The 26,411-nt window shown below is 40.0% G+C and carries 32 protein-coding genes; 27 read left to right on the forward strand and 5 right to left on the reverse strand.

Translation table 11 applies throughout. From position 1 onward, the window contains the following. Nucleotides 1–3: 3 nt before the first annotated feature. Complete coding sequence (locus NH153_RS14890; RefSeq protein ID WP_063705195.1) at nt 4–1,137, reverse strand: hypothetical protein; 1,134 nt, start codon at nt 1,135–1,137, stop codon at nt 4–6. Nucleotides 1,138–1,882: 745 nt separating this feature from the next. Further along, complete coding sequence (locus tag NH153_RS14895; protein ID WP_063705198.1) at nt 1,883–2,344, reverse strand: hypothetical protein; 462 nt, start codon at nt 2,342–2,344, stop codon at nt 1,883–1,885. A gap of 153 nt (nt 2,345–2,497) precedes the next feature. Here NH153_RS14895 and NH153_RS14900 point away from each other — a divergent pair, with 153 nt between their 5' ends. Continuing rightward, complete coding sequence (locus NH153_RS14900) at nt 2,498–3,265, forward strand: hypothetical protein (RefSeq protein ID WP_063705200.1); 768 nt, start codon at nt 2,498–2,500, stop codon at nt 3,263–3,265. An 11-nt stretch (nt 3,266–3,276) separates the two neighbouring features. Here the strand turns inward: NH153_RS14900 and NH153_RS14905 are convergent, their stop codons facing one another. Genes NH153_RS14905 through NH153_RS14915 form a run of 3 tightly spaced genes read right to left on the reverse strand, consistent with a single transcriptional unit; the run spans nt 3,277 to nt 6,977 of the window. After that, the gene (locus NH153_RS14905) at nt 3,277–5,946 is read right to left on the reverse strand and encodes an ATP-binding protein (protein WP_063705202.1); all 2,670 of its coding nucleotides are present in this window, start codon (nt 5,944–5,946) and stop codon (nt 3,277–3,279) included. A gap of 42 nt (nt 5,947–5,988) precedes the next feature. Beyond that, entirely contained in the window at nt 5,989–6,477 is a 489-nt protein-coding gene (locus tag NH153_RS14910) for a hypothetical protein (protein ID WP_063705205.1), read from the reverse strand. A 17-nt stretch (nt 6,478–6,494) separates the two neighbouring features. Continuing rightward, complete coding sequence (locus NH153_RS14915) at nt 6,495–6,977, reverse strand: hypothetical protein (protein WP_063705208.1); 483 nt, start codon at nt 6,975–6,977, stop codon at nt 6,495–6,497. Nucleotides 6,978–7,122: 145 nt separating this feature from the next. On the opposite strand from NH153_RS14915, the gene NH153_RS14920 reads away from it, so the two are divergent. The 26 genes from NH153_RS14920 (at nt 7,123) to NH153_RS15055 (ending at nt 26,411) form a co-directional block, all read left to right on the forward strand. After that, a complete protein-coding gene (locus NH153_RS14920; protein ID WP_063705210.1) occupies nt 7,123–7,434 on the forward strand; it encodes a helix-turn-helix domain-containing protein in 312 nt (103 codons plus the stop codon). Nucleotides 7,435–7,475: 41 nt separating this feature from the next. After that, the gene (locus NH153_RS14925; RefSeq protein WP_063705212.1) at nt 7,476–7,904 is read left to right on the forward strand and encodes a hypothetical protein; all 429 of its coding nucleotides are present in this window, start codon (nt 7,476–7,478) and stop codon (nt 7,902–7,904) included. A 20-nt stretch (nt 7,905–7,924) separates the two neighbouring features. After that, the gene (locus tag NH153_RS14930) at nt 7,925–8,845 is read left to right on the forward strand and encodes a hypothetical protein (protein ID WP_063705214.1); all 921 of its coding nucleotides are present in this window, start codon (nt 7,925–7,927) and stop codon (nt 8,843–8,845) included. 9 nt (nt 8,846–8,854) lie between these two features. Further along, nucleotides 8,855–10,519: a Mu transposase C-terminal domain-containing protein gene (locus tag NH153_RS14935; protein WP_063705216.1), complete on the forward strand. Its 1,665-nt coding sequence runs from the start codon at nt 8,855–8,857 to the stop codon at nt 10,517–10,519. Beyond that, nucleotides 10,509–11,765: an AAA family ATPase gene (locus tag NH153_RS14940; RefSeq protein WP_063705218.1), complete on the forward strand. Its 1,257-nt coding sequence runs from the start codon at nt 10,509–10,511 to the stop codon at nt 11,763–11,765. The genes NH153_RS14935 and NH153_RS14940 overlap by 11 nt, the downstream gene beginning before the upstream one ends. Before the next feature lie 36 nt (nt 11,766–11,801). Next, nucleotides 11,802–12,161 (forward strand): hypothetical protein, encoded by a 360-nt coding sequence (locus NH153_RS14945; RefSeq protein ID WP_063705220.1) that lies wholly within the window; start codon nt 11,802–11,804, stop codon nt 12,159–12,161. Continuing rightward, nucleotides 12,158–12,556: a phage protein GemA/Gp16 family protein gene (locus NH153_RS14950; protein ID WP_063705222.1), complete on the forward strand. Its 399-nt coding sequence runs from the start codon at nt 12,158–12,160 to the stop codon at nt 12,554–12,556. The genes NH153_RS14945 and NH153_RS14950 overlap by 4 nt, the downstream gene beginning before the upstream one ends. Then, a complete protein-coding gene (locus tag NH153_RS14955; protein ID WP_063705224.1) occupies nt 12,557–12,754 on the forward strand; it encodes a hypothetical protein in 198 nt (65 codons plus the stop codon). Continuing rightward, complete coding sequence (locus NH153_RS14960; RefSeq protein WP_063705226.1) at nt 12,751–13,158, forward strand: Mor transcription activator family protein; 408 nt, start codon at nt 12,751–12,753, stop codon at nt 13,156–13,158. The genes NH153_RS14955 and NH153_RS14960 overlap by 4 nt, the downstream gene beginning before the upstream one ends. A gap of 9 nt (nt 13,159–13,167) precedes the next feature. Continuing rightward, on the forward strand, nt 13,168–13,419 hold the full coding sequence (locus tag NH153_RS14965) for a hypothetical protein (RefSeq protein WP_063705229.1): 252 nt from the start codon (nt 13,168–13,170) through the stop codon (nt 13,417–13,419). Next, nucleotides 13,406–13,597 (forward strand): hypothetical protein, encoded by a 192-nt coding sequence (locus NH153_RS14970; RefSeq protein ID WP_063705234.1) that lies wholly within the window; start codon nt 13,406–13,408, stop codon nt 13,595–13,597. Before NH153_RS14965 ends, NH153_RS14970 begins: the two co-directional genes overlap by 14 nt. Further along, entirely contained in the window at nt 13,594–13,782 is a 189-nt protein-coding gene (locus NH153_RS14975; RefSeq protein WP_156503647.1) for a hypothetical protein, read from the forward strand. The genes NH153_RS14970 and NH153_RS14975 overlap by 4 nt, the downstream gene beginning before the upstream one ends. A gap of 2 nt (nt 13,783–13,784) precedes the next feature. Continuing rightward, entirely contained in the window at nt 13,785–14,003 is a 219-nt protein-coding gene (locus NH153_RS14980; protein ID WP_063705238.1) for a hypothetical protein, read from the forward strand. Nucleotides 14,004–14,400: 397 nt separating this feature from the next. Further along, nucleotides 14,401–14,844, forward strand: coding sequence for a hypothetical protein (locus NH153_RS14990; protein ID WP_063705244.1), 444 nt, complete (start codon nt 14,401–14,403; stop codon nt 14,842–14,844). A gap of 9 nt (nt 14,845–14,853) precedes the next feature. Continuing rightward, nucleotides 14,854–15,192 (forward strand): hypothetical protein, encoded by a 339-nt coding sequence (locus NH153_RS14995; protein ID WP_063705246.1) that lies wholly within the window; start codon nt 14,854–14,856, stop codon nt 15,190–15,192. Beyond that, a complete protein-coding gene (locus NH153_RS15000; RefSeq protein ID WP_063530259.1) occupies nt 15,192–15,698 on the forward strand; it encodes a DUF1804 family protein in 507 nt (168 codons plus the stop codon). Before NH153_RS14995 ends, NH153_RS15000 begins: the two co-directional genes overlap by 1 nt. Beyond that, nucleotides 15,698–17,437, forward strand: a complete 1,740-nt coding sequence (locus NH153_RS15005; protein ID WP_063705248.1) for a hypothetical protein — start codon at nt 15,698–15,700, stop codon at nt 17,435–17,437. The genes NH153_RS15000 and NH153_RS15005 overlap by 1 nt, the downstream gene beginning before the upstream one ends. Next, the gene (locus NH153_RS15010; RefSeq protein ID WP_063705250.1) at nt 17,430–18,935 is read left to right on the forward strand and encodes a phage portal protein family protein; all 1,506 of its coding nucleotides are present in this window, start codon (nt 17,430–17,432) and stop codon (nt 18,933–18,935) included. The genes NH153_RS15005 and NH153_RS15010 overlap by 8 nt, the downstream gene beginning before the upstream one ends. After that, the gene (locus tag NH153_RS15015; protein WP_063705252.1) at nt 18,928–19,542 is read left to right on the forward strand and encodes a DUF3164 family protein; all 615 of its coding nucleotides are present in this window, start codon (nt 18,928–18,930) and stop codon (nt 19,540–19,542) included. The genes NH153_RS15010 and NH153_RS15015 overlap by 8 nt, the downstream gene beginning before the upstream one ends. Before the next feature lie 10 nt (nt 19,543–19,552). Beyond that, entirely contained in the window at nt 19,553–19,993 is a 441-nt protein-coding gene (locus NH153_RS15020) for a hypothetical protein (protein WP_063705255.1), read from the forward strand. After that, nucleotides 19,994–20,536: a hypothetical protein gene (locus tag NH153_RS15025; RefSeq protein WP_055021328.1), complete on the forward strand. Its 543-nt coding sequence runs from the start codon at nt 19,994–19,996 to the stop codon at nt 20,534–20,536. It abuts the gene before it with no gap. 1 nt (nt 20,537) lies between these two features. Beyond that, on the forward strand, nt 20,538–21,680 hold the full coding sequence (locus NH153_RS15030) for a phage head morphogenesis protein (protein WP_055021329.1): 1,143 nt from the start codon (nt 20,538–20,540) through the stop codon (nt 21,678–21,680). 528 nt (nt 21,681–22,208) lie between these two features. Further along, the gene (locus tag NH153_RS15040; protein ID WP_063705259.1) at nt 22,209–22,604 is read left to right on the forward strand and encodes a response regulator; all 396 of its coding nucleotides are present in this window, start codon (nt 22,209–22,211) and stop codon (nt 22,602–22,604) included. A 7-nt stretch (nt 22,605–22,611) separates the two neighbouring features. Beyond that, a complete protein-coding gene (locus tag NH153_RS15045; protein ID WP_063705261.1) occupies nt 22,612–23,505 on the forward strand; it encodes an AAA family ATPase in 894 nt (297 codons plus the stop codon). A gap of 3 nt (nt 23,506–23,508) precedes the next feature. Next, nucleotides 23,509–24,468: a DUF58 domain-containing protein gene (locus NH153_RS15050; RefSeq protein WP_063705263.1), complete on the forward strand. Its 960-nt coding sequence runs from the start codon at nt 23,509–23,511 to the stop codon at nt 24,466–24,468. Nucleotides 24,469–24,470: 2 nt separating this feature from the next. Next, complete coding sequence (locus tag NH153_RS15055; RefSeq protein WP_063705265.1) at nt 24,471–26,411, forward strand: transglutaminase TgpA family protein; 1,941 nt, start codon at nt 24,471–24,473, stop codon at nt 26,409–26,411.

Raw genomic sequence — 26,411 nt, forward strand, 5'->3', positions numbered from 1 at the left:
GGTTTATGCCTTCTTAATATGGTCTAACGCAGACGAGATACTAATCGTAATGCCTTTGTCAGATTGTGATTGCTGATACTCAAGCGCTTTAGCAGCGAGCGTTTCAGCTGTGTCGTTGCCGTCTTCGTCGCTTGTATCATCTTTATTAAACTCGCTTGTTAAGCCAGTTTGCTCGGGTAAGCCTTTTAAAAAGCCTTTAAACCATTCTGCGGGTTTAAGTGTTTGGCTCGCGCCATCCGCTGCAGCGAACTCAAACGTTGTGTCACCATCGTCTAGGCTTGCCATAAATTCAGCAACGCCATCTGTGTTAGTTAAGCGCGGTGCATTACCACTGTTAACTTCATCAGTGATAAACGTTTTGGCAGCAGTTACACGCTGGGTATATTCAAGTTGCTTGTTTTTGGCATTGGCTGCATCAAGCTGGTCTTGAAGTGCCTTCTTTTCTTCTTCATCCATCGCATTGTCCTCATTGGTTGGGGGCGTGGTGTCATCATCACCTTTACTAAATTCGGCGTTACCTTTGGCTCGCTCATGCTCAGCAATAATGGTTTCTTCTTTTAACCACTCTGATTCGTATTCGGGCACAACTTTATCTGCCGCTTCACTACCAAAACGGTCAGTTATGAAGTTGCGTAAATTGCCCATAAGGCGTGTGAGGGTGTTTGATGTGCGTAGCGATATACTGTCCATATCACCGGCAGCAAATTCAAAGGTAAGGGTGTCGGCATTCTCATCCTGGTTAAATTGCCAGGCTAAACCGTCAACAGCAGGAGGCTTGCCACCTAAGTATCCAATGTGGGCAAGTTTGTAGCCGTTTTCGACTTTTTCTAATTTAACTGAGCGGTTAGGGTAGCGCTTATCTTCAACAGCTTGAGCAAACTCACTGCTTACTTCATCTGCTTTAGCGTAAAGTACGCCGTCTTCGGCTTTTAGTTCACTGGCCCAACCCCATGCTGGTGAATCCATTTTAGGGTGGCCGATTACAAGCGGTGCGGTTTTAGGTGTGAAGTTAGTAACAACGCTATTTAAATCAGCGTTACTAAAAGTTTGGGTATTGCCTTTGCTGTCTGTTTGGGTGCCAGCTTTAAAAACTTCAAACCAATCGAACTGTGTATTTGTGCTTGCTTTCTTTGCCATGATGTAAGTGCCAAAAATGAATTAACTGGCACCTAGTTTATGAATCAAAGAAAGGGGAGACTGCTGGAAAAGACTTTACAGCTAAGGGGTTGGGGTAACTAATATAGGCTAAGCGGGTATCAAAAAAGTCGCAAGGAATTTTTATGGCCCACTGTTCAAGTTGTCAAACAGCTCTAACGAAAGACGAGCAAACATATCTAGATGGTCAGTGCTCTGAATGCGAGTATGAAAACCATGCTCAAGCGTTTTCGTTATGTACGTTTTGTAATTCACCACTCTATACACCTATTAAGTTAAATGGCTATTTTTATTGTTCAAATAAATGCGCTCACAAAAAAGAGCCAAGGCGAGGACGAAAGGGTTAAATCTTGTAAAATTGGTATACCAACTTAAATACACCTTTAAATATTCATTAAACCAAGTTTAAACCGTGTTTAAATTTAACTGAGAGCGTTTAAACGATTTAAACACGAGCCATTACAGCCAATCACAAAAACACACGCCTTAAAATCGCTTACAGGCGTTTTACCCTTTTTTTTAAAACTGTGCAAAAAAATAAGCCCCCTTAGTCAAAAAACTAAGAGGGCTTAACCCAACATAAAAAAGTATATTATGGATAATAAATTATTGGAGCAGCTTTATGTTGCTCAAGTTTTAACATTGGCTAAAACGCTTCATATTTAATTTATGGTGAAAGGTAAAGCTTCTGGCACCACTGCTAACTTCGAAGATGAAGCCATTAAGCTTATAAATCGTAGTTCTTCGCAAATTCTCGAGAAGCTAAATCAATCTCGTCAAACGAACTAGCATTAACCCCAGCCAAACAGGTCAGCCAAAAGCTGGCCTTTTCTAATACTTCTCTGGCATCAAGCGTACTCAACTCTTCAAACAATGCGCGGTTGTTTTTAATTAATTTAAGGGCTACCAAATTTTGTTCTCTGTCATCCAAACCTGGGCTTGTATACCCAGACTCAAAGGGCTTTGTTTTTTTAGCTGTTACTACAGGCTCTTCTGGTAAATCAATTGGCCCAGCAAATTCAAAGCCATCACCCATTTCTCCAACAAGTTGACCATCACTAAGAACGCATATCCTGTCATCCAATATTTCAATTTGACGAATGTGTGGTATTAATGCACCAGCAATTCTAAACCAGTAGTGCCCTGGTAGTGTTGGCTTAGCTTTTGTCCAGGTTAAGTTAGTCATCATCTTTCTCCGCTCAATTAATAGGTTTAAAACAAATAGAGTTATTGAGCGTCTAAGATATCGATAGGTGGTAACAACTGCTGCGGGAAAAACCTTTACATATAAAAATGCTGTCGATAATGTAACCAATAGGATTAAAAACAAAAAAGGAAACACATGAAAAAGCTACTTTTAACCCTCTCAGTTGTGGCAGCTCTCAGTGGTTGTAAGACAACTGAAGATGCTTATAGAGCGAGTGCATCTTTAACATACCCTGCAGAACCTTCTTATGCAGATGTTTTACTCTCACTAAATTCTCCCATTATCCTCGATAGTTTCAAATGCTATGCCAGTAACATGGACTTATCTGACAATATTTCACCAAAAGGTGATCAAGGTTATTACTGCTACAAAGTTATAGGACAAAGTGGAACGATGGTCTTTGATGGGAAACAATTCATTGGGCTTGAAAAGTTTAATGAAGTAATGCGTAAACATGACGATGTTTACAAGTTCATTTCCCCAGTTCATAACCGAGTGGCTAACACATCAGTATTTAAACTTAAGTCTTCAACTGATTTAACTAAAGCTGAAAACCAGCAAGCTCAAGTAATTAGCGGTTGTTATAAAAAAACAAATTATCAAAACGATGTATTAGCAAAAGATATATCAAATAAAAAAACTCCATGGAAAGCTAAATTGGTCAATATAGATGAATCAAGCGTTGGTGTTACTGCCTATCTTTTACCTGTATCATTCAATAGCAAATATCATGATAAATTTGAATTCCGCGCTGATATACTTTTAAAAGAGAAATCTGGTTTAGCCAATTACAACATAGGTGACGTAATAGAGTTTGAAGGTGATCTAGTCTTGATCACAAAAGGAACTATTCTGAATGACTATGCGTGTACTGCTAGTTTTAAAAATGGACGTTTCCTTTAGTTTAAAAGCCCCTAACTAGGGGCTTTTTCATTTCTAAATAGCTTTGAAGTTACACTTAGTGGAAATCCAATACTGATGCTAGTACCAGAACTACTACTTTTGAAATTTAATTTGGCTTTGTATTTTTTAGCAATGTCTCTCATCACATATAAACCTAGGCCATATTTAAAAGTACGAGCATAGAGACTACACCCTATACCATTATCTAAGATTGACACATGAACTTGGTTTCTAACTTGCTCTACGAATACTTCCACTTGATTTGCCTTGCCATGGTCAACAGAGTTTCTAATTGAATGATAAACCAAAGCATATATATCACGTTCAAGATCACTTTCTAATTTCTTATTGTTACTTATAGATATTGTATATTCGAAATTAAGATTAATTTGCTCGAATTGAAGCGCTGCCTTCAAAGCATCCAACCCTTGTTGAATTGTTCTTTTACCTAATGCTGCATTACCGTGTGCTAAAGGTACAAGCTCATCAATTGCTTTATCTAGCTCAACTAATCCATCGGCAAGTTTATTTAAATCTGGACTACTACACGCACTTTTTGCGCGTATCAGAGTTGTTAGGATCTTATTAAGTTCGCAAGAACCTAGCATGTTATATAGCTTTTTATGTACACCGTAGTTGGCTTTGAGTAATAAGACGACAACTAAAATAATTAAGCTAATGATTAATGCAGGTATAAGAAAAATTAAGACTGTAACAGCTGCTGATTCATACCACTTTCCAAAGAACGTCAATTTAATTGGCTTACCTTTAACCCATTGGCCGCCATTGATTCTACTCTTGTAATTTACTTCATATGTTCCTGGTCTAATGTTATGAAAGTTAATCACGCCACTTTCAACAGTAATCCATTCATTGTTAATTGAATATGCATATTCACTTTTGCCTACAAAACTTCCATTTGAAATATATAAACTTACTTGCTTACTGGCATCATAGCGCTCTAGCTGGTCACTCAGGTATGTATTACCAACTCGAATTGTTTTTATCGATGGTTCAAGTTGTGTGGGTTTGTTAGCTAGCTTAATAGTAGTAAGACCAAATTGGGTACCAAAAGTAAGTTCATTATTATTTTCTAACAACATTGAGTTAGGTGTAACATTTAAACCTGATGTACCTGGCATTAATGAGTACATATAATCGTTATACCTATACACACCATCTATGGTGCCTATGAACAAATCATTTTGGTGAACGATTAGATCAATAATGCTTTGGGGGCTATCAACTCTTGTTAATTTTGAATCTTGATATTTGAATAGTCCGTTGCCAAAAGTGCCAAAGAAGATGGCGTTTTGATATTTAACAGCATCTACAACAATACCAATTTCACTTCCATGATAGCCAATTCTGTTAAGCTTATCTTTTGAGTAAAAACCTTCTGCAGACAATATATAAGTATTATCTTCTATAAACTTAACATCTAAGATCTCATTGTTATGAAGAAGTGAATTAACATCATATAGCTCAAGAAAGTGTTCTCCATCATACGTAAAAACACCTTCAAAACTTGAAGACACAAATAATAATTTTGACTTTTTGCTTAAACCAATTACATATCTATCATAAAGTTTTTCTGAAGCATTGTTTTTAAAGTTGTACTTTGTAAGCCCTTTATTACTTGCAATATACAAAGTCTCATCAATGACTTCTAAGTCAGTGATGACATATCCATACTCCTTTGGGTCACCTATCAAAGTAAACTTATCACCAACTTTTTTATAAACACCTTGTTCAGTTCCTACAAAGAAACCACCTTCAGAGAGAACTTTAATATTGTAATCAGAAGAAATTGGCAAGCTGATTTGAGTGATTGCGGCTGGTTTAATTTGTACATTATTACTAGAAATAAACCACATATTCTCGGCATCATCTTTGAAAATTCTACGAATAGGGGAGTTAACTACATTTACTTTTTCATTTATTACTGAAAAATCCATTAAATTAAGATGTACTACAGCTCCATTTTTTTCAATGAACACCGTGTTACCTAAAGCGTAAATTGATTTTGGCATCGTTGGCCATGGTATAGATTTACTCTTACCAAAAGAGTCATAGTAATATAATGCCTGGTCTCTCCATGCTACAAGCCCGTATTCATTGTTACTAATTTTTGTATACATTGCAGGTGTTTTATCTATCAGTTTTGCTGTATTACCATCAACCATGAATAAACCTACATCAGTATCAATGTACCCATCGGCTATAGAATGAACTTTTAGATCATCTGGTAATAGCTTCATAGGTTCTAATTTTTTACCTTCGTATTCATAGCTATTTAATTTATGGCCACGTAAGCAATAAATAACATTTTCAATAATCCCAATTCTCCAACACCCAGAATTAGTAAGAAGACTAGTTTGATTGTTGTTTAGGTCTATTTTGTAAAGACCTAAGTCACCATAGGCCAAAAGTAGTTCATTGTTTTTTTCAAGATACCTTACGTCTTCGAGCCAATTATTAGGGACTTCAAAAAGATCAGATAACGGAACATAGTTTTCGCCATCAAGTCTAAAACCTCCTTTTTGGCTGGCTTGATAAATAAAACCACTTTTATCTTGAGTGATACCAAAGCTGTATCCTGCTAGCTCAGTTGCAGGGCTAAAATAGGCTATAAATAACAAAGTAAGGTAAAAAATTGATTTCAAAAGCGTGTGTTCCATGCGTAAAACTAGGGCTTTAAGCCCTAGCCTCCATATATTTTATTATTGTAATTCGCTTGGGTTATGACTCCGGGTACCACATAACTGCAAGATTGCAGGCCCAGTATTAGCGCTAACCGATTTAGTACTACTAAACTCTTGCAATTCAACAACTTTAGTAGATTCATTCGGCCATTCCAATGCTCCAAAAGCATTAATTAATAGCATGGTGGGTTTTCTTGGGTCATCTGGATTAGCTTTAGTAAGCCAGGCTTGTTTCACTTTTTCTCCAGCTGCTTGCCCATATAGTTCTGAGTAGGCATGTGCTAAGAACTTAGCTCCTTGTTCGGTAGTTACGATCAAACCAGTTTCAGAGAAGTCAGAGCCGCAATCAAAGCTCATATCAACAGTCATATCACTACCATCAGGCATAAGTAACGTTGAATTAATATGTTTTACTTGCGCTCGATCACTCAAAGGTTCGAGCGCTGAAGTAGGGAGGGTAAGTGCCATTAAGGCTACAATAGCAAAAGTTTTTAAATAGGTTTTCATTTCACATCCTAAAGAAATTAAACCAGTTTGAGACTACTCCTCGCAATAGCTGTAACAATAGCTCGATCACATTCATACTCAAGAGCTGCATCAACAAGTATTGGCCTTAGCGACTTGCGTACTGCAAGTAACCTTTCAACTGGAAGATCATTTTTTGTAACAACCTCATCCATTATTGATTCGACCAAATTATCAATATGAATAACTTCTTCTTTGACAAGATGGTAAGAACTTTCAGGTTTTGGTTCATTCAGTTGAAGATTAGATTTACTGCTCGTGTGCTTTAATCCAAATATGTGATCAAGTGAAATGCCTCTATCAACACAGGCTTTAACAATTCCCTCATATGGTAATGTGCCCCTATTCATTGCATTTAAAAATGCAGACTGAGACAACCCCATAGCAAGTGAAAGTGCTCTTTCACTACCAACACCAAATTCTTTTTTAAGCTTTTGTGCAGCTAGCTCTATATCAACTTTTTTTAAAGTATCAGTAGTCATAATTACTTGTCAATACAAATGTAATGTTAAAAAATACAAAAATAATGTTATAGGTTACTTGACAATACAAATGTAATGATACAAATTAAAAAACGAACAAAACATTACAAATGTATGCAACTAACTTTACATAGGATAACTTAGCATGAAATCTAACGGTTTAGTATTTGAAGATATACGCAATAAATTGCATGAAAAAGATATTCTTCTCACCGATATTGCAGAGGCATTAAAAGTTTCTCGCTCTCACGTTTACTCAATTGCAAAGCGATTAAACAAATCTCAGCCTGTAGCTGAGGCTATATGTTCTGCTTTAGAGCTAACTCTTGAAGAAGTCTTTGGCGACACTTACGTAGGGCACCAGCCTAGAGGTAGAAAAGACCGCGCATCAAGAAAACAGCAAGTTATTAATGCAATTAGAAATAAAAAACCGATTCCTGCACCAACTTACAACTAATTGGTTGAATTAATCCAATAAATCTACAGGGAAAAATTACCATGAAAATTACTGATTTAACGCCGATATTCAATCAAGATGAAGCACCTAATTGTGATGTATACCATCAGTTTTTATATGCAGTGAACGCAGCTGCTAGAACATGTGGTCTCACAAGACAGGGGATAGTTAACCGCATGAATCAAGCTTTAAAAGTTGATGATGTTGTAATTAATGAAACTCTTTTGAATAAATACCTTGCTCCAGGTACTGAAAAGTATCTACCAGCACATCAGTTACCAGCATTGCTATGGGCCATCAAAAGCATAGAACCTCTAAACGTATTACTTGAACCTCTTTTATTCAAAGCCGTAGACCAGCGATCACAACTTTTAGAAAAGCATGCTGAACTTCAAATGGAGATTGAAAAATTTTCTGAGCAGCAACGCGAAATTCAAAAAACTTTATTGCCCTCTAGCAGTAATCAATAACCAAATTTCTAGGTAAAACTATGACTATCAAAGACCAAGATCCGTCTGAAATTCAGGTTTTCAGTGCTGAAGAGCAACAGCAACTTACTGCAAAGATCGAGAAAATGGCAGGACAAATTCAATTAGTTATTCCTGACACTATTGAAGAAGCGTGGCAAGAGGTTGTTCGAATTGGAGAGAGAATCCTTGTTGATACAGCTAAACATGGGCTCTTATTACTTTCAATTAAAGTTAACACACCTCATGGCGAATTTATAAATCAGCTTGAAAAACTAGGTATTGGTGAACGTAACGCACGAAATTCAATAGCTGTCGCTAAGATGTTTTTAGCTCTGCCCGAATCAAAACGGCAGACGTCTGCCGTTTTAAACATGAACAAAAGCAAGCTGATTGAAATGGCGCGCTTACCTGTTGAAACCGTTGAAGCACTAGACGAAGACGACCTAGAAACACTTAACGAGTTATCTGTACGTGAGTTTCGAAAAGAGATTAAAAAACTCAAAGAGAAGCACACTGAACTTGAAGAGCAGACAGCAACGCTTATTAACGCGCTTGAAAATGAGCGATTAACCAAAGCACCTAAACAACGCTACGAGTTACCAATACTTGTTGCACAGGTGCGCCAAAACGCATTTGCACATAGCGCCATTGTGAATGAATCCCTTGAAGAGTTCATAACCATGGTTGAGCAATTATGTACAAGCCGCGACCTAGATCAAAACCACCGCATTGGCGGCGCTCAAACTACATGGCACTTATGGCTAGGTATTCAACAGCGAATTAACCACATGCTTAACCGCTTAACTGAAGAGTTTGGTTCAGAGAACCTAGTAGGCGCTGAGCAAATTCCACACTTCGCAGAAGACGAATGGCAAGACGCACAAGCTAACCGTGAATACATGCTTGCCATGTTTAACGACCGTATTAAAACCCGCGAGTAGGAGAGAGTAATGCATCCTGCAGTTCAAAAATTTAATAACTTACCAAGTACGGGCTTAGAACTAACCTGGCAAAACGCCAGTGAACCAGCACGTAAAAAAGCCCAAAGCAGAGCTGTACTGGTTCGTCACTTATTAACCCAAGAGTGTGGTTTACCAAAAGCATTTGCAAATTTAGTGTCAGAGTACCGTGGTAACACAGCAATTAGCTCTGTAACAACAGCAATTAACGCATTAGGTAAATTGCCAGGGCGCGCAACAATTTATAACTGGTGTAATGCTTATAAAGAAAACGGCATTAATGGTTTATTGCCAAACCATAAAGGCAAAGCCCAAACACAATACAGCTGGCTTGCACGTTGTTTAGAGCTTTACCACAGCCCAAATAGCCCTAGCTTTGCGCAAGTGGCAGACCAACTTAACAAAGAAGGTTATAAAGCAGAGCACCATCAAGTACGCCGTTTTATTAATGGCTTACCACACGAACTAGGCCCACAAAGCCCGTACCGTATGGGTGCTAAGTTGTACCGTGAAAAGCATAAAGATCACTTATTGCGCTCAACCGAAAATATTAAGCCTGGTGTTTTGTATAACGGCGATGGCCATACGCTTGATGTTTATTTAGCACACCCTAAAACGGGCAAGCCATACCGCGCAGAGCTTACAGCGTTTCAAGATGTGGGTAGCCGCTGCATTGTTGGTTGGGAGCTGGGCTATGCAGAAAGCACGTTAGATACGCTTGCAGCAATAAGCCGTGCTATCAAAGTACACAACAATGTACCTGCCATGTTTTATCTAGATAACGGCTCTGGCTATAAAAACAAATTAATGAACGATGAAACAACCGGCTTTTATGCTCAGTTTGAAATCGACGTTATTTTTGCCATACCAGGTAATGCACGAGTTAAGTGGATAGAACGCTTTTTCTTACACATGGAAGACCGCGTTGGTAAACGTTTTAGTACTTACTGTGGGCGTGATCACGATGACCGCCATAAGCAACTTATTTTAAAAGAAGCTAAGCAGGGTAAACGTAAACTTCCGACGGTAGATGAATGGATTGCTGAATTTAAAGCCTTTTTAAATGATTACCACAACAGCGAGCATCCTGAAATCAAGGGTAAAACACGTCAGCAAGTGTGGGATGAAGGCATAGAACGTGTGCCACCCGTTGAAGATGATTTTGTCATGCTACCACGTGAAAAGGTCAATATTCGTCGTGGTCGTTTTCGTTTACATCAACGTGACTACAGCGCTGATTACTTGCATCAGTTCAATGGCCAAGAGCTAATAGCCGCATACGACTTACACGATGATAGCTACACCAAGCTTTATAAGTTAAACGGCGAGTTTTTAATGTTTGCCAACCTTAAAACTAAGTCGCATGCCGTGCCTACATCACGTATCGAACAGGCAGAAAGCAAACGCCGTATTGGCCGTTTAAAACGCTTAGATACCAAGCGCCGTGAAGTCGAAGCACAAGAAGCAGATACACGCATTATCGATATTAAAGCTGTTGAAGAATTAGCAGCTCCGGTAGAGCCAGCAATTGCCCATAAACAAGAAGTTAACGTGTTTGAGTTCGATGTAACACCGACTAAACCACAACACGAAATTGACTTAGACGAATTACTCGATCAACCAACTACACGCAAGGAACAAAGCTATGAGCTATAAAATCCCATTTACCTATTCAGACGAGCAAACACTTCGTGTTGAGCTGATCAACCAAGAAATGTCGACGTTAGGTTTAACACCTGAAAAATTAACCTGTGGCTATGCACTGCAGTCAATTAAAGAAACACTGGCTTTTACATGCACCATCGATCCGCAAAAGATTATTGATGCACTGTGGCAAGAGCTTTTTAACGAAGCCAGCATTAACGATATAAAAAAGCGTAATGACTTTAATAAGTCGTACTCAAAGGCAGACCGTGATTTATGCACACGCATTTGTTTACGCCTGCAATCGCCTGAAATCCGAGACCAAAACATTACCAGTGCGAGTATCGCTGCCAGCATGGGTAAAAGCGCTGCAACTATTAGCCAGCTTATAAATGGTAAATACAATGCAAAACCAAGTAAGCACTTGCATGACATTTGGGCCATTTTACAACCTGCAGAACTTGATCAACCTAAACAAGCTGCAAAACAACTAGCAGAGCCTGAAGAACGTAAGCAGGTCAGTATTGTTTACGGCAAGGTGCCGTTTATTCCTACTAGCACTTCTAAGCTTATTGCGATGGCCTGTGACCAAGCAAGACAGCGCCGCCGCTTTAGTGTGTTTGCAGGCCAAGCGGGTTTAGGTAAAACAAAAGGTATTAGCGAGTATTGCCGCAATAACAAAGAAGCCATTTTAATTGCCGGCAGTGAACAAACCAGCAGTACACAAGTACTCGATCAATTAATCCTGGCATTAGGCTTGTCACGTTGCCCAAGCGCCTACAAAAACATGCAAAAGATTATCATGGCGCTGCGTGATACAGACCGCCTGATCATCTTAGACGAAGCCGATAAGTGTAAACCTAATGCGCTTGACCCGTTACGAACTATCAGTGACCAAGCAATTGTTGGTGTAACCCTGGTAGGCAATATTCAATTAGTCGACAAACTTCAAACACAAGAACGCTACGAACTCATTGCAAGCCGTGTGTGCTTTTGGCCAAAACCAATCGGGCAAGTAACGGTTGAAGATATTCAAACCCTATTCATTGAGCTAACCGAGGGAACAATAAAGCTTGCAAGCGACGATGCAGCTTGGTGGCAATGGCTTCACAAGCGTGTTGAAGGTAATGCCCGGGAGTTAGTTGAAAACCTATTACCGCATGTTTTAAACCATGCAGCCAAAAAACCAGATGTTGCGATCGATAAGTTACTTATCAATGGCATTTTCAGTTCAGTACTAAACAAACCAGCAGTTTAAACGTTAGTTAAACACCATTTAAAGAAGGATTAAATCATGGCATTTTCAATCAAATTAAACACACCGCGTTATTCAGCTGAGCTTGCGTTTAGCTCTTTAGTGACTAATGCAGTAATGCTTGCTCTTTTAGCTAAGAAAGACCCACAAGGTGAGCTAATCGACAAATGCAACGGCAACATTAAAGCGGCCTTTGCCACACTGGCTGCAGATAAGCTTTTTAGCATTCACCATGTTCATGAGGTGAATGGCCCAGCGCATACCGCGCGCCGCTTTAACACTATTTGTCGCGAGTTCCCGCTTATTTTTACTGAAGGCATGAAAGACTGGGGAATTAAGATTATCTCGTTAGAGGCATCACCTCACTTTGAAATTCAAATGTTGGAGGAAAGCGCGTGAGTAATTTGATCCAACAAATCAAAATTGCGCAAAAGGCGGCGGGTATCGATCAAGATACCCACCAACTTAATGTTGCGTATATTTCTAACCAACGCACTAACACGTGTACTGGTTTAACAAAGCTCGAACAACAGCAGCTGCTTGCTCGTTACCGCGCAATGAATCCAAACGCAGGCAAAAAGCAATTACCACCACAGCTTAAAATGATTTATAGCCTGTGGGGGCAATTACACAGAGCCGGTGCTGTAAATGTTGACTCTAAAAGCGCGTGTGAGTCGTTTTGTGAAAACCACTTACAAGGTAAAAAGCTGTATCAAAGCGCACAGCAATGGCCGCACATCATTGAAGTACTAAAGCAATGGTTAGCACGCCATAAAGCAAAGCAGGGGGCTTAAATGCCTAATTACGAAGACTATCAAAACTTCACTATCAACCCGCGTAAACAGCCTTATAGCGAGGTAGATAGAAAGCGCCCAGTAAAACCTGAAGACCAACGTAAGTGCCGTATTCGTCGTGATGTTGAAGCGTACCATCAACAGCGTGCAATCGATCGAGAATACGGCCTTGACTACTTATGGGATGAACAGTCATGAACAAACCTGAGTTAGATTTACGCGCATTGCCTTATGGCTTGCGCAAGCTTGTTGAGATATTAGGGGTAGATAAAACAATCGCGCTACTCACTGAACACCAGGGCCAAATGTTTTATATACCGCGTAAGCCAACAGCTAACCATGAGGCAGTTAAGATTTTTGGTATTGAGTTAGTACAAGCCCTGGTTGATGAATACGAAAACAAGCATTACCAAATGCCAATGCTGCATAAAGTACTGCAGCAAATTCGCAACCAAGAGATTTGCTACGCGCTTGATAATAAAACCTGCAGCATTCAGCAGCTGGTAAAGCGTTTTAAGATCACGCGCCAGCAAGTAAGCAGTATTTACAGCACGTATCAACAAGAACGTGTAGGCGAAACACAGTTAAATTTAAGTTTATAGGGGATTATCATGGAATCTATTTCTGATTTGAAAAATGAAGCTGAGCAGTATTTTAGCGAGGCATCAGCTCGTGGTACCCCTGTTATTACATTTAAATGCCCGTGCTGCAGTAAGGAGCTTAGAACCTTACAACCACCAAAAGGTGTTATATGGGACACATTGTCTACGTGTTGGCATTGTGGTGCTGGTTTTTTCAAGATAGCGACACAGGACGAAGTACGCGCTCAAGTACCGCCTTCGCTTAGTCATGCAAAACAATAACTTCGTGTTGCTCACTGCTTTGCAACTCAGTGGAGGAAAAAAGCCAAAGCAGTGGCAACTTGAATTTGGTTTAAACCTATTAAACCGCTACATAAACCAACGCAAGTTATTTGGCCTAACAACAACAGGGTTAATGGCCGAATATCACGAAGCGTTTAGAGAAATTAAGGGTAAATGATGAAAAAACTTAAAATCAAGTTAATTGTTGATCTTCCTATTGATGCTAAGCATGGGGCAATTAAAGGTGCTGAATTTGAAGTTACATCGGTTTCAGTACGCAGGCAAAAATTACACTACTTCATTGGGAAAACTGGTGAAGAGTGTGGTGCTTTTCCACGCGAATTTGAAATAATTCAGGATTGATTATGAGTGGAGCAAGAGAAATAGCCGAAAAAGCGGTTGATAACATAGAAGAGCTTTTAAGCGATATGTTCGCTGGTGATTATGCAGACAATGAGGTTTCATTAGGGGTATTAGTAAGTGGTAAAGAAGAAATTCAAGTACAACTTAAAGTAACCCGCTCACCTAGTGATTTTATCGATACGGATTACAGTGACTGGGACGCCAGTTTCAAACAACTCTAATTGCATTTAAACTATGTTTAAACCTAATTTAAATTAATTGGCTTGCCCCTATTGTAATGGCAAGCCTTTTCATTTTAACCTAATAAGACACCCGCAAAATACAACGCTGAAAACAACTTTACAGCGGAATGCCCCCCTCTAAATTGATTTACTTAACGCATGACAATAACAGTGCATGCGCCATTTATTGAGTTATTAGCTCAGCTTATTGTGTCGGCCAAGTCTAAAAACGAGCAAATCGCTATATCACGCCGTTGCCCGTTAAAAGATTTGCCAGCACTACGCACACGCGTAAAAGAGCTATTAAACCCAGCTAACCAAAAGCCAACGCGGAAAACTCGTTTGCCTGCCTGTTACGTCCTAATTAAACAACGATTAACTAATCTGAGGACTCAACATGGCGGCCAAAATAAGAGTTAAAGTCCCAACTGCACCTAGTTTTATATTTCAGGAAATTGTGCCTGAAGAAACCTTTAATTTATTTAAAGACGATCCCCTTTTTCTTATCAATCTCTTTGATGAAAGAGCCTTACGCATGCTGCAAAAGCTGCGTGATAAGTTTGGCCCATGCACCGTAAATAACTGGCTATGGGGTGGTGCTAACCACTTACGCGGCTATAGACCGTTAGACTGCCCAATTGGCGCAAAGCGCAGCCAACACAAACTAGGTAAAGCCTTTGATTGTAGTTTTGAAAACTACACCGCTCAGCAGGTACGTGATTACGTATTAGCTCACCCTGAAGAATTTCCTTACATCACAGCCATCGAGGGCGATGTGAGTTGGTTCCATTTCGACGTTCGCACACCTACGTGGATCGGCATTAAAGTTTTTTACCCGTAAGGACACCACATGACACCAGAACAAGAGAACCAGCTATTTCAAGCAATCGGTGAAATTCAAGGAAGCCAATCAGCCATTTTGGATGATCTTAGAAGTCTTAAGGCTGATATTCACCACAGCATAGAAAAGAGTGAAGCCCGTCAAAAGCAGATCACTGATAGCTTAAAAATAGATATCGAAAAAAGTGAGCAGCGCCAAGCTGAGGCGCTTAAGACCCATGCTGAGCGATTAACAAAAGTAGAAGAAAAGCTGACTAACCAGCGCGTTAAAGTAGCTGCAATGGGCGGCTCTGCTGGTTTAGCTGTTTCTTTAATTGCTTACGCTGTTAAAAGTGGGATGTTTAACTAATGGCACACCCAGCAGAAAAGAAAAACGCTTTACGACACAGCTATGTAAACGAACTGCTGGCATTAAGCGTTGCAGCAGTAAAGCACAGTGTTGCAGACGGCACAGCCCGCCGCTGGAAGATGGAAGCGAAAGACCAGGGCGATGATTGGGATCTTGCTCGTGCGGCAAGCCGTCGTAGTGAGGGTGCTGCAGGTGAGTTTACAACCGACTTTATCGAAGAGTTTACCATTCAAGTAAACGAAACCTTTGAGCTTTTAAAATCTGAAGAAGGTTTAGCACTCCCATTAGAGCAGCGAACTAAAGTACTTAGCTCACTCACAGATATGATGAGCAAAGTAATGAAAGTATCTGGCGGCAATAAGCGCTTAGAAAAACGCACTGTCGCTGCTGAAGTTATCAAGATTTTAGCTAAATTTGTTTCAAAACATCACCCTGACTATGCACCGCAATTAGTCGAAATTCTTACTGCATTTGGTCCTCAGCTCGATAAGGAGTTAAGCGACTAATGGCTGATTTAAATACACGTGATTTTTTAGCAGAGATAGAGCAAGTAACCAGTGCGTTACGCCGCGATATCGAAGCTAAAGAACGTCATATTGATCCAAGTCCTGAAGCCATTAGAGAGCGCCGTAAACGTGTTTTAAGCGGTGATTTTGAGTTTTTTGTATATACCTATTTCCCGCATCATATGTGGCTAGATGATGGGCAGAAACCATCTGAGTTTCAGGCTTATTTTAATAGTTGGCTACCAGAAGCACTAAAGCTTAAAAACGGTTGGAAAAACTGGTTTGTTGCCCCACGTGGCGAGGGTAAAAGTACACTTAGCGTAAAAATCGCCCCTGTGTATGTTTCAGTATTGGCACTGCTTCAAGACGCAGAGGTACGCCAAGAACTTGGCTTAGAAAAGCCACCTCTCTTTATTGATTTTGTGATCTTGTTTGGTGCTGAAACCAAAATGCCAACAAAGACCCTTGAAGTCGTTAAAACAGAGTTATTGAACAATAATAACTTAGCCTTAGACTTTCCTGAAATATGCGAAAAATCGCCAGTATGGAAGTTAGGCGAGTTTGTAACGGCCCAAGGTGTACGCTTTGAAAGTCGTGGTGCAGAGCAGTCTGTACGTGGTACGTTCCACGGTGCAAGCCGTCCTAAGCTGTTACTTTCTGACGATATCATTACCGATGCCGAAGCCAAGTCACCCACAGAGCGTGAGAACCGCTGGCGATTCCTTGAAGCTGCTGTGCAGTACTTGGGACCACCCGATGGTACCGTAAAATTCTTAGGTGTGAACACCGTTCTTAATAACGATGACCCAATTAGCCGTGCAGAAGAAGCACCAGGGCACATTGTTCACCGCTTTAAAGCAATTAAACAAATGCCTGAGCGCATGTACTTATGGGAGCAATGTCGCGACCTCATGGTTCATGATGATAAACGCTTTGAAAAGCGCGAAGCGGCAAAAGGTATTGCTGTTGCCACTGAAGATAAGCCTTCGTTTAAGTTTTGGATCAAGAACAAACGCGCAATGCTCAAGGGGGCTAAAACCAGTTGGCCAAGTGTACGTACACTTTACGATTTAATGTGTATGTGGGCTGCGAACAAGCGCGAGTTTAACCGCGAGATGCAAGGTATTGCAAAAAGTGATGAAGAAGCGATTTTTTACCAGTTCGATTTTTGGGTTGACCGTTTACATGATTGGGTACCATATGGTGCATGTGATCCAAGTATGGGTAAAACAGAAAAATCTGACCCAAGTGCAATACTTGTTGGCTTTTATTCAAAAGACTTACAAAAGCTACACGTTGAATACGAAAGCCGTAAAGTGCGCGGTACCAGCCGTTTACTTAACGACATAATACGCGCCCAAAAAGAATATAACTGCTTAGTGTGGGGCTTTGAGAATAACAACGCCTTTGATTTTATGCGCAGCGAGTTTATTACCAAAGGACTAGAGCAGGGAATAGCTCTGCCATTACGTGGCGTAACAGCCACTATTCCTGCTGAAGAGCGGATAGGATCACTCGAAACCTATGTAACCAATACACCTGCACAAATAGCCTTTCATTCACGCTGCCGTTTATTGCTCGACGAACTCGAAAACTGGCCAGAAAAACAAACAACACATCACTACGACTTGAGTTGTGCCTTAGCCATTTTATGGATGATATCAAGCACTGGTGCAGGCGGTATGCCTAGAGTCCGAAGCCGCAAAGTAACCAAACAAATAGGGGGCTATCATGTTTAAGTCTAAGCCACGCATTAATTCACGGGCTTATGGTGCCCTTGTTCGTATGTTTGAACAAAATCAATTGGACCCTGGCTTTTCATCGTTGATAACAGAGCTCCCAAACCCTGACCCGATTTTACGTAAAGCAGGTAAAAACACGGCTATTTATGAAGAAATTGCCCGTGACGCGCATATCATTGGTGAATTGCGCTCATTACGCAGCGGTTTATATAGCTTTAATACTGAGTTGGTGCCTGGTGGTACCGATGCGGCCAGTATGAAAAGCTACGAGTTAGCAAAGCAGTTTTTTAAGCGTAAACCGTGCAAGCATACAGAGTGGGCCGATATGGATTGGCACAATTACAGTGCTATTTTACATGGCTTCAGTGTGACACATTTGGGCAAGTTTATTAAACGTGATGGTACGTGGCAGCCTGAATACATTGAAACATGGCGTAATAGTCGCTTTGCATTTAATAGTGATCACGAGCTGCTTGTTAAAACAAGAGAAAACCCGCAAGGCGAAGAAGTGGACCCGCGTCGTTGGTCGTGTGTTCGTCATATGCCAAGTGCAACAAACCCGTATGGCATTGCACTACTGAGCAGCTGCTTTTGGCCGTGGATGTTTAAGCACGGTGGCTTTAAGTTCTTTGTTCAATTCTGTGAACGCTTTGGTGTGCCGTTCCCAGTAGGTAAATACCCTATTGGCGCAAAAGATGCTGATATAGACAGCCTTTTAAATGGACTTGCTAAGTTAGTTCAAGACGGTATAGCCGCAATACCTGATGATACCAGTATTGAAGTACTTGAAAGTAAGTTATCCGGTGAACCAATTCCCGAGCGTTTAATTAATTTCTGTAATGCTGAAATGAGTAAGGCGCTAACCAGCCAAACATTGGCCACAGAGCAAAAGAACGGCGGCGCACGTGCTGCAAGTGAAACGCATGCAAAACGCGCTGGCGATAATCAGCGCGCAGATAGGGCGCTTGTTGCTTCTTATCGCAATCAGATCATTAACACTCTTCACTCTGTCAATTTTGATGGTGGCGAGCCACCAGTATTTATCTTTAAAGACAAGCGCGAAATTAATACCGATACGGTAAGCCGTGTTCGTGAATCTGCACGCTTGGTACCTGTAAGCACTGACTACGTGTACAAAGAGTTAGGTATTCCAAAACCTAAACCAGGTGAAGACATTCTTGAAGTACCTGATGACGGCCAAGGCATAGCCTCAGCTGCTAAAAGCACTGAATTTGCGAAGTCTGATTCTGCTAGTACTGAAATTAGCGATGAGTTTGATGTGTTCGATCACGCTTCAAACGACACCATTGAAAAGATTTGGCATTTTGCCCAGGCATCAAAAGACCTGGACGAACTTAAGCAAAAAATAACCTCACAATTCCCAACTATCTCTGAGTCTGCTTTAGCACAAGTGGCTGAGCAAGCTCTGCATTATGAGTTTATGGCGGGTATGAGCGAGGCTAATTCTAAAACTGTGGAGATAGACGATGAATAACATTCCTGAAGGTTACTTAAAAGACGGTAAAGGCAATTTGGTTGCAATTGCTAACGTTAAACAAACGGATTTGATCAAAGATGAGTTTGTACAAAAAGCCTGTGCGAAAGCGCTTGAAATGCAGGAAAAGTTAGCTGAGTTCAAACGTTCATTGATGGCTGAAGCTGACGACTTTATAGAGCTTTTAGCGCAAGAACATGGTGTTAGTTTAGGTGGTAAAAAAGGCAATACGCAGTTACGTTCATTCGACAATACTTTGCGCGTAAACATTCAAACACAAGAACGTATCGAGCTTGGCCCAGAGCTATCTCTTGCTAAAAAGCTGATTGATGAGTGCCTAGATGAGTGGACCGAAGGCGGCAATCAGAACATACGAGCCATTGTCAGTAAAACGTTTAATACCGATAAGCAAGGATCATTAAACCCGCAACGTATCCTAGCGTTACGCAAGCTTGAAATCACTGATGAAAGCGGTAAATGGCAAAAAGCGATGAATATCATTGCAGAGTCTGTAGGTGTTATCGATTCATGCCGTTTTATCCGCTTTTACAAGCAGGACGAGAAAGGCATTGAACAAGCTATTTCACTTGATATAGCAAAGCTGTAGCGGGGCGCTTATGTCTATTTCTAAAGAGCAATGGGACAAGGTAGAAAGTGAACTTGCAGGGACTTTTGGTAGTGCTTTATTTAAATTGGGCGATCATGAAATCTCGATACAGCGTGTTAGAAAATCAGAGTCTACCACTGTATTAGCTGTTTATATTGATGGCTATATAAAAGGTGAGTGGTTTACTAAACAAGAAACCCAACCATCATGTTTAGAGTTAGTTTGGCGTAAACGTTCGCTTTCTATATATAAGCCAGCTGAAATCAAAAAAATTATTAAAACCTTTGGTAAACGTGAAGCTAAAAAACATTTCCCGAAATTATATGAGAAAAAGGAATTTTTTGATTGTCACTTTACGACTGCTAAATCATTAGTTCGCCAATTCAAACGGATCAAAGGTATCGAATTAATGCTTATTGGTGGCGTACCTTACGAGTCAATGGAGGCTTAAATGGAACCGATCACAATTGCACTTGGCCTTGCTAAGCTAACTGGCCTAGATAAAAAAATAGGTAACTGGATAGGGGGCACAAATGGTGAAGCAGTTGCTTCAAAAGTCGTTGATATAGCCCAAACCTTAACGGGGTCAGGTTCACCAGAAGAAGCGTTAAACCGTATTAAAGACTCTGAAAAATTTGCGCATGAGTTAAGAACCACATTGCTCAATCGAGAGAAAGAACTTGACGAGCTTGCGTTTAAAAATACCCAGAGTGCTCGAAATATGCAGATCCAAGCACTAAACCAAGATGATAAGTTTTCTAAACGCTTCATCTATTATTATGCGTGGTTTTGGTCAATTACGACGGCTCTATATATAGGTTTTATCACGTTTATGCCTATTCCTGAGAGCTCTACACGCTTTGCAGATACCATTTTAGGGTTTGTTTTAGGCACTGTTATAGCGTCAATATTGAATTTCTTCTTTGGTAATAGCCGTGATAACTCGCGTCGAAATGAAATTCAAGACATTCAACAGTCATTAAAAGAGCATTAAAATGGCTCTATCAGCTCCACAATATGGCGACCTTGTTAAATTCAAGGAAGCCATTTCACACTTTCAAGACAAAATTAAGCTGACAAGTGAGTCATATAAAGACTTACAGGGCTTAATTCATGCCAAAGCATTCACCGTTGCAGGTGCAACAGAAATCGAAATCCTGAATGAGCTATATACAGCAGTAGATAAAGCAATTAGTGATGGCGAGACAATATCGGACTTTAGAAAACGCTTTGATAAAATTGTTGATGATCATGGTTGGTCTTATAAAGGTAAGCGTGGCTGGCGCACTCAAGTAATTTACCAGAACAACAAAAATACAGCGCGAGCAGCAGGGCGCTGGGAACAACAGAACCGATTAAAAGAACGTAGACCTTATTTACTTTATCTCACTGCTGGTGATAGCCGAGTTAGGCCTGATCACAATAAATGGAACTATATCTTACTGCCTGTCGACCATCCGTTTTGGGATACTCATTATCCGCCAAATGGCTATAACTGCAGATGTAAGGTTGTTTCACTTAACAAACGTGATATTGCACGTATGGGCTTATCGATCACAAAACCAGAGTCTGTTAATAAGTTTATGCAGTCATTCAAGGTCGTCGATGCATCAACAGGTGAAGAACTAGATAAGTTACCTGGCATAGATCTAGGTTGGGACTATAATCCAGGTAAAGCGTGGTTAGGTGCTGACATAGCAGCTGGTAAGTCAGTAGTGAAGTTATCGAAAGAACTTCAACAACTAGCGGTACCGCAATTTAATGAAGCTGTTTTGAAGTCACAGCAATATTATAAAAAGCAGGTAAATTTAAAAGCAGCTCAGATTGCACTTAAAAAGCCGGTAGTCGATGGCCAAGAATTTACGTTAGGGCACTTGCCTGCATTTTTCTTAAACGAGTTGTCACGTAAAAATGCACCTATATATAGTAGCGCTGTTACGATTAGCAGCTCGCAAATTGAAAAGCTGTTAGCTGGCCAACTTACAATTGAACAAATCCACCAGCTAATGAACGCTATTCAAAAACCAAATGCGTACACATATATAGATAACAAAATTAGAATGACGTACCAGGGCTTTATGATCACAATTGAACTGGGACCAAACTTTAATACAGTTGTAGCAGCAGAAAAGATTTAAAGATTGCTCGCTGAGAATATTTAAAGAGCGTTTAAATGGCGTTTAAAGTGCGTTTAAAGAAAAGTTAAACGATCAGAAATGATCTAATTCTAAACGTAAAATGAGCAGGAATGATCAGATAATGAGTCAGTTTGAACGGTTAGAGTCTAAAAACAAGCGTAATTCAAAAATCATGAATTTTCGGCTTGGGATTGGCAAAGGTCAGTATTTACGGGCTTTTCCAAAACACGAGGGCGAAAATCTCCATACCTCCATAATTCTAGAAATGAACAACCCCTTACAACTAATGAACCTGCTTATAAAGATAAATACCTTATTTAACATAATATATATTATAGGAAGTAATGTATCTATATATAGCTATACCTATTCTCTGTGCATGTTAAGTCCAATACTAGGCGGTATCGGACATTAAGGTGGTGTTTTATCATATTATTCATTTTATTAGTGTATGTTTCTTGAGCTTAGTTATCTCATGACTTATATTAAAACTATCAACTTGAGATGTAACGATAAGATGTAAACGATATGGAATTTGTGAAGCCGTTAGAACCTATTTTGATAATCGATGATATGCAAGATATCCGCGACTATCTAAATCAAATTTTAACTGGTCTTGGTTTTGACGATATTTTAGAAAGTCGAGATTTTGAATCAGCTAAAACGGTTATTGAAGAAAAGTCACCTAATGTAATCTTTCTTGATATTGAACTACCTAACACTGACGGTACGGAAATTCTTGAATACTTAAATGACCACCATCCTCATACGCACGTTGTTATGTGCTCTGGCCATAATAGTCTTGAGAATGTGCAAAACACCTGGGAATTAGGTGCTAAAGGTTTTATCGCTAAACCATTCAACGCAAAAAAAGTCGACTCAGTTATGAAACGTCTAGAATTGATGGAAACCATAACAAATTAAGTAGTTTATGAATTCGACAATCCAACTCATTATCGATGACCTATCCACGGTTATTTTTGGTAAGCAGCAACAAATCAAACTTGCCTTAGCGTGCTTATTTAGCGAAGGTCACCTGTTAATTGAAGATTTACCAGGCATGGGAAAAACCACTTTATCTCATGCACTTGCCGCAGTTCTTGGGTTGTCGTATCAACGTATTCAATTCACTAGCGATTTATTACCTTCTGACATTCTTGGTACTAATATCTTTGATGCTAAAGAACATAGTTTTTCATTTCATCAAGGTCCTGTATTCAGCCAAGTTGTTTTAGGTGATGAAATTAACCGTGCAGGCCCGAAAACACAAAGTGCACTGTTAGAAGCAATGGAAGAAAAACAAGTGACGGTCGATTCGGTTAAACACGCCCTACCATCACCATTTTTTGTAATTGCTACGCAAAATCCTGTGCATCAATCTGGTACTTATCCGTTACCTGAGTCGCAATTAGACCGCTTTTTTATGCGTATTAGTTTAGGTTTTCCTGATAAACACGCTGAGAAAAACCTCATTTTAGGCTTAAACAACCGAAATTATGACGACTTGCCTGTTCGCATTAATCCTGAGCAACTTGCTGTAATTCAAAAAGAAATTAACACTGTAACGATAAGTAATGCGGTGGTTGATTATATCCTTGAGCTCGTTGCGTTTACTCGCCAAGATAACCATTTTGTAAACCCATTATCCCCAAGAGCCAGTATTGCGCTTGCCCGCGCTGCAAAGTCATGGGCGTATATTGAAGGCCGTGATTTTGTAATGCCTGAAGATGTACAAGCGGTTTTTCCTAGTGTGACTGATCACAGACTTGGCTTAAACGCTGGTGACAGTGGCTATGCACTTAAACATGTGCCTGTAAGCTTGTAAAACATGTACAAGCGCCCTGCTTTTGTTAATCAATTTCGTCAATCCGTTTTTAATAAGTTATTAAAAAACAAGCATAAAACTAACGAAATTGAACTCAAACATAAAACCATTTATGTATTACCTTCAAAACTCGGTGGGCAGTTTTTACTAATTGCCTTGCTTAACTTTGTGATGGGGATTAACTATCAAAACAACCTGATTTTAGCGATGGCGTATTTAATGGTGGTCGTTTTGGTATTTGCGATACTCACTGGCTATAAAAATATGCGAGGTTTGTCGGTTAAATACCTATCAGTAAATGAAAGTTATGCGCCCAATGCTCCCATTGCGCGTTTTCAAATTCACGCACAATCACACTGTGAACTTATAAAACTGGTTAATCTTAACCTTGAATCTGAAACTGTGTCACTGCAAAGCAAAGAGAAAAAGACCGTTGAAATTGCACTTAAATGCAGTGAACGTGGTGTTTATGGCTTTGATAGAGTTAAAATTATTAGTCACTTTCCGTTTGGTTTGGTGTCTGTATGGAGTTATATAGAACCAACCGAAACGGTGTATGTTTACCCACAGCCTATCGCCTCAGAAAAGTTTGATACTCAGCTCCATGACAATGACGAACACGACGGCGTTAACGCACAAGTTAAAGCGGGTAATGATGACTTTCATCAACTTACCCCTTTTGTGCAAGGTACAGCGCTTAATAAAGTATCGTGGAAACACTACGCTAAAACTCAGCAACTATTAACGAAAGAATTTACCAGTGATGCATCACAGGAATTAGCGCTTAATTTCAATATGTTGAGTGGCAATAATGAGCACCGATTAAGCCAGTTATGTTTTTTGGTGAACCAATTAACCGACCAACACATGGCGTTTTCGTTAACCTTACCCAATAAACATATTGCAAAAGGCCAAGGGATCAACCACCAAAAAGCCTGCTTGCAGGCATTAGCGGAGTTTTAAGTATGAATACGCCGCTTATAAATAGCGTTTTATCACTGCTGTTTATTGTTATTAGTGGATTTTTGTTTACTGAAGTAGCGACCCCATTCTTAGCCATATTGGCAGGCCTGAGTTTTTTAAATCTGTTTTTAGGTAAGTTTTATAAAAAACTAAATGGACTGATTGCGAATATTTTAGCAGCAGTTTGCTTAGTTGCCTTATTTGTTTTGGTTGGTGTAAGCGATACGGTCAAGTTATTTGTCTCGATGATGCTACTTGCTAGCAGCTTTAAATTGCTACAAGCGAAAACCGTTAAACAGTATCAAACTGTGTGTTTACTGGTATTTTTTAACCTTTCAACGGTGTATTTGTTCCATCAAGGGTTGTTCGAAACCTTGGTTGTGAGTGTACTTTATATTGTTAACTTTGCAGTACTTGGCTACTTAACTAGCCCGCAAAGCTTTAAGGCCGCTAACAAACAAAGTTTTAAAACCATATTATTGGCCTTACCCATTGCCGCTTTTTTGATTTTATTTTTACCCAAGCTCCCCGCATTTTGGCAGCTACCGGGGCCAAAGCTTGCTAAAACCGGTTTATCAGAGCAAGTTAACCCATTTTCGATTGCGAAATTAGCGGAATCTGATGACTTGGTTTTTCGGGTAGAACAACAGCCTGGGCAAGCCTTACAAGCCCCCTATTACTGGCGCAGCCTTATTCATGATGAGTTTAATGGCAGTGAATGGTTAATATCGGACATTTTAAAATCGCAACAATTTAATCCAATTCGCCGCGCTATTACCCATAATAATCGTATTGATTATCAGGTTATTGCAGAGCCTTCATCGTCAAACTGGTTGTTTGGGCTTGGCTTTGCACAAAGTGCTAATTCAGATGTGTTTAATACCTACAATGGTTTGTTAAAACGTAAAGGCAATTTAAACAAGAACATTAAATACGCGGTAACCAGTAGTGAGGCTACTCTGAGCCTTACTGACTTTGAAAAACGCATTTACACCCGCTTGCCGAAAACTACCAATCCACAAACAATGGCACTGGCAAACCAGCTGGCTGCTGAGTATGAAAATGCGCAAGGTTATTTTAACGCACTACTTGATTACTTTAATCAGCAGCAGTTTGCTTACACATTAACACCTACGCCAATGTATGGTGATAATACGCTAGACCAGTTTGTATTTGATACCAAACGTGGCTTTTGCGGCCACTATGCCAGCACCGCTGCGTTTATGTTTCGTGTTGCTGGTTACCCTGCCCGTGTTGTGTCGGGTTATTTAGGCGGTGAACAAACTAAAGCCGCTACGCTCAATATCTATCAATACGATGCCCATGCATGGGTTGAAGTGTTCTTCGATGAAAAGTGGCACATATTTGATGCTACCGCTGTAGTTGCCCCTGAGCGTTTAAATGGTTCGTTATCTCAACTGGGTGATTTAAATGAAAGCTTTAACGACAATCTTAACTTTGGTTTAAAACGTTGGAGTCATTTTAAAGCAATAAACTGGCTTCGAATTCACCTTGAAGAGCTCGATTATAAATGGACTAACTGGGTGCTTACGTTTGACCATGCATCTCAGCAGAGTTTATTTGATTCACTGTTTGGTAATAAGTCCGCATGGCTAACGCCATTAATAGTGTTAGGTACCTTGTTACTGAGCTTTACTGGCTATTTCTTTTATAACAAACGCCCAGTTCGAAGTAGAGAGCCACTTGTAGATGACATCACTAAGCTTTACCTGTGGGCTAAAAAACAAGGTATTGAGCCTCTTGAAACCAACACGCCACTGCAAAATATTGCTTTAATTAAAGAGCAAAAGCCTACGGCGGCAGTTTATTTAAATGAATTTGAGCAAATAATCATCGAAGTACGTTATCAACAGCAATCATATACTCAAAATCGCAAAAACCAGGTGCGAGTTCTGTTAAACTCTCTCAAAACAGCCAAATAG

It is taken from the genome of Pseudoalteromonas gelatinilytica (assembly GCF_001641615.1).
GTDB lineage: Bacteria > Pseudomonadota > Gammaproteobacteria > Enterobacterales > Alteromonadaceae > Pseudoalteromonas > Pseudoalteromonas gelatinilytica.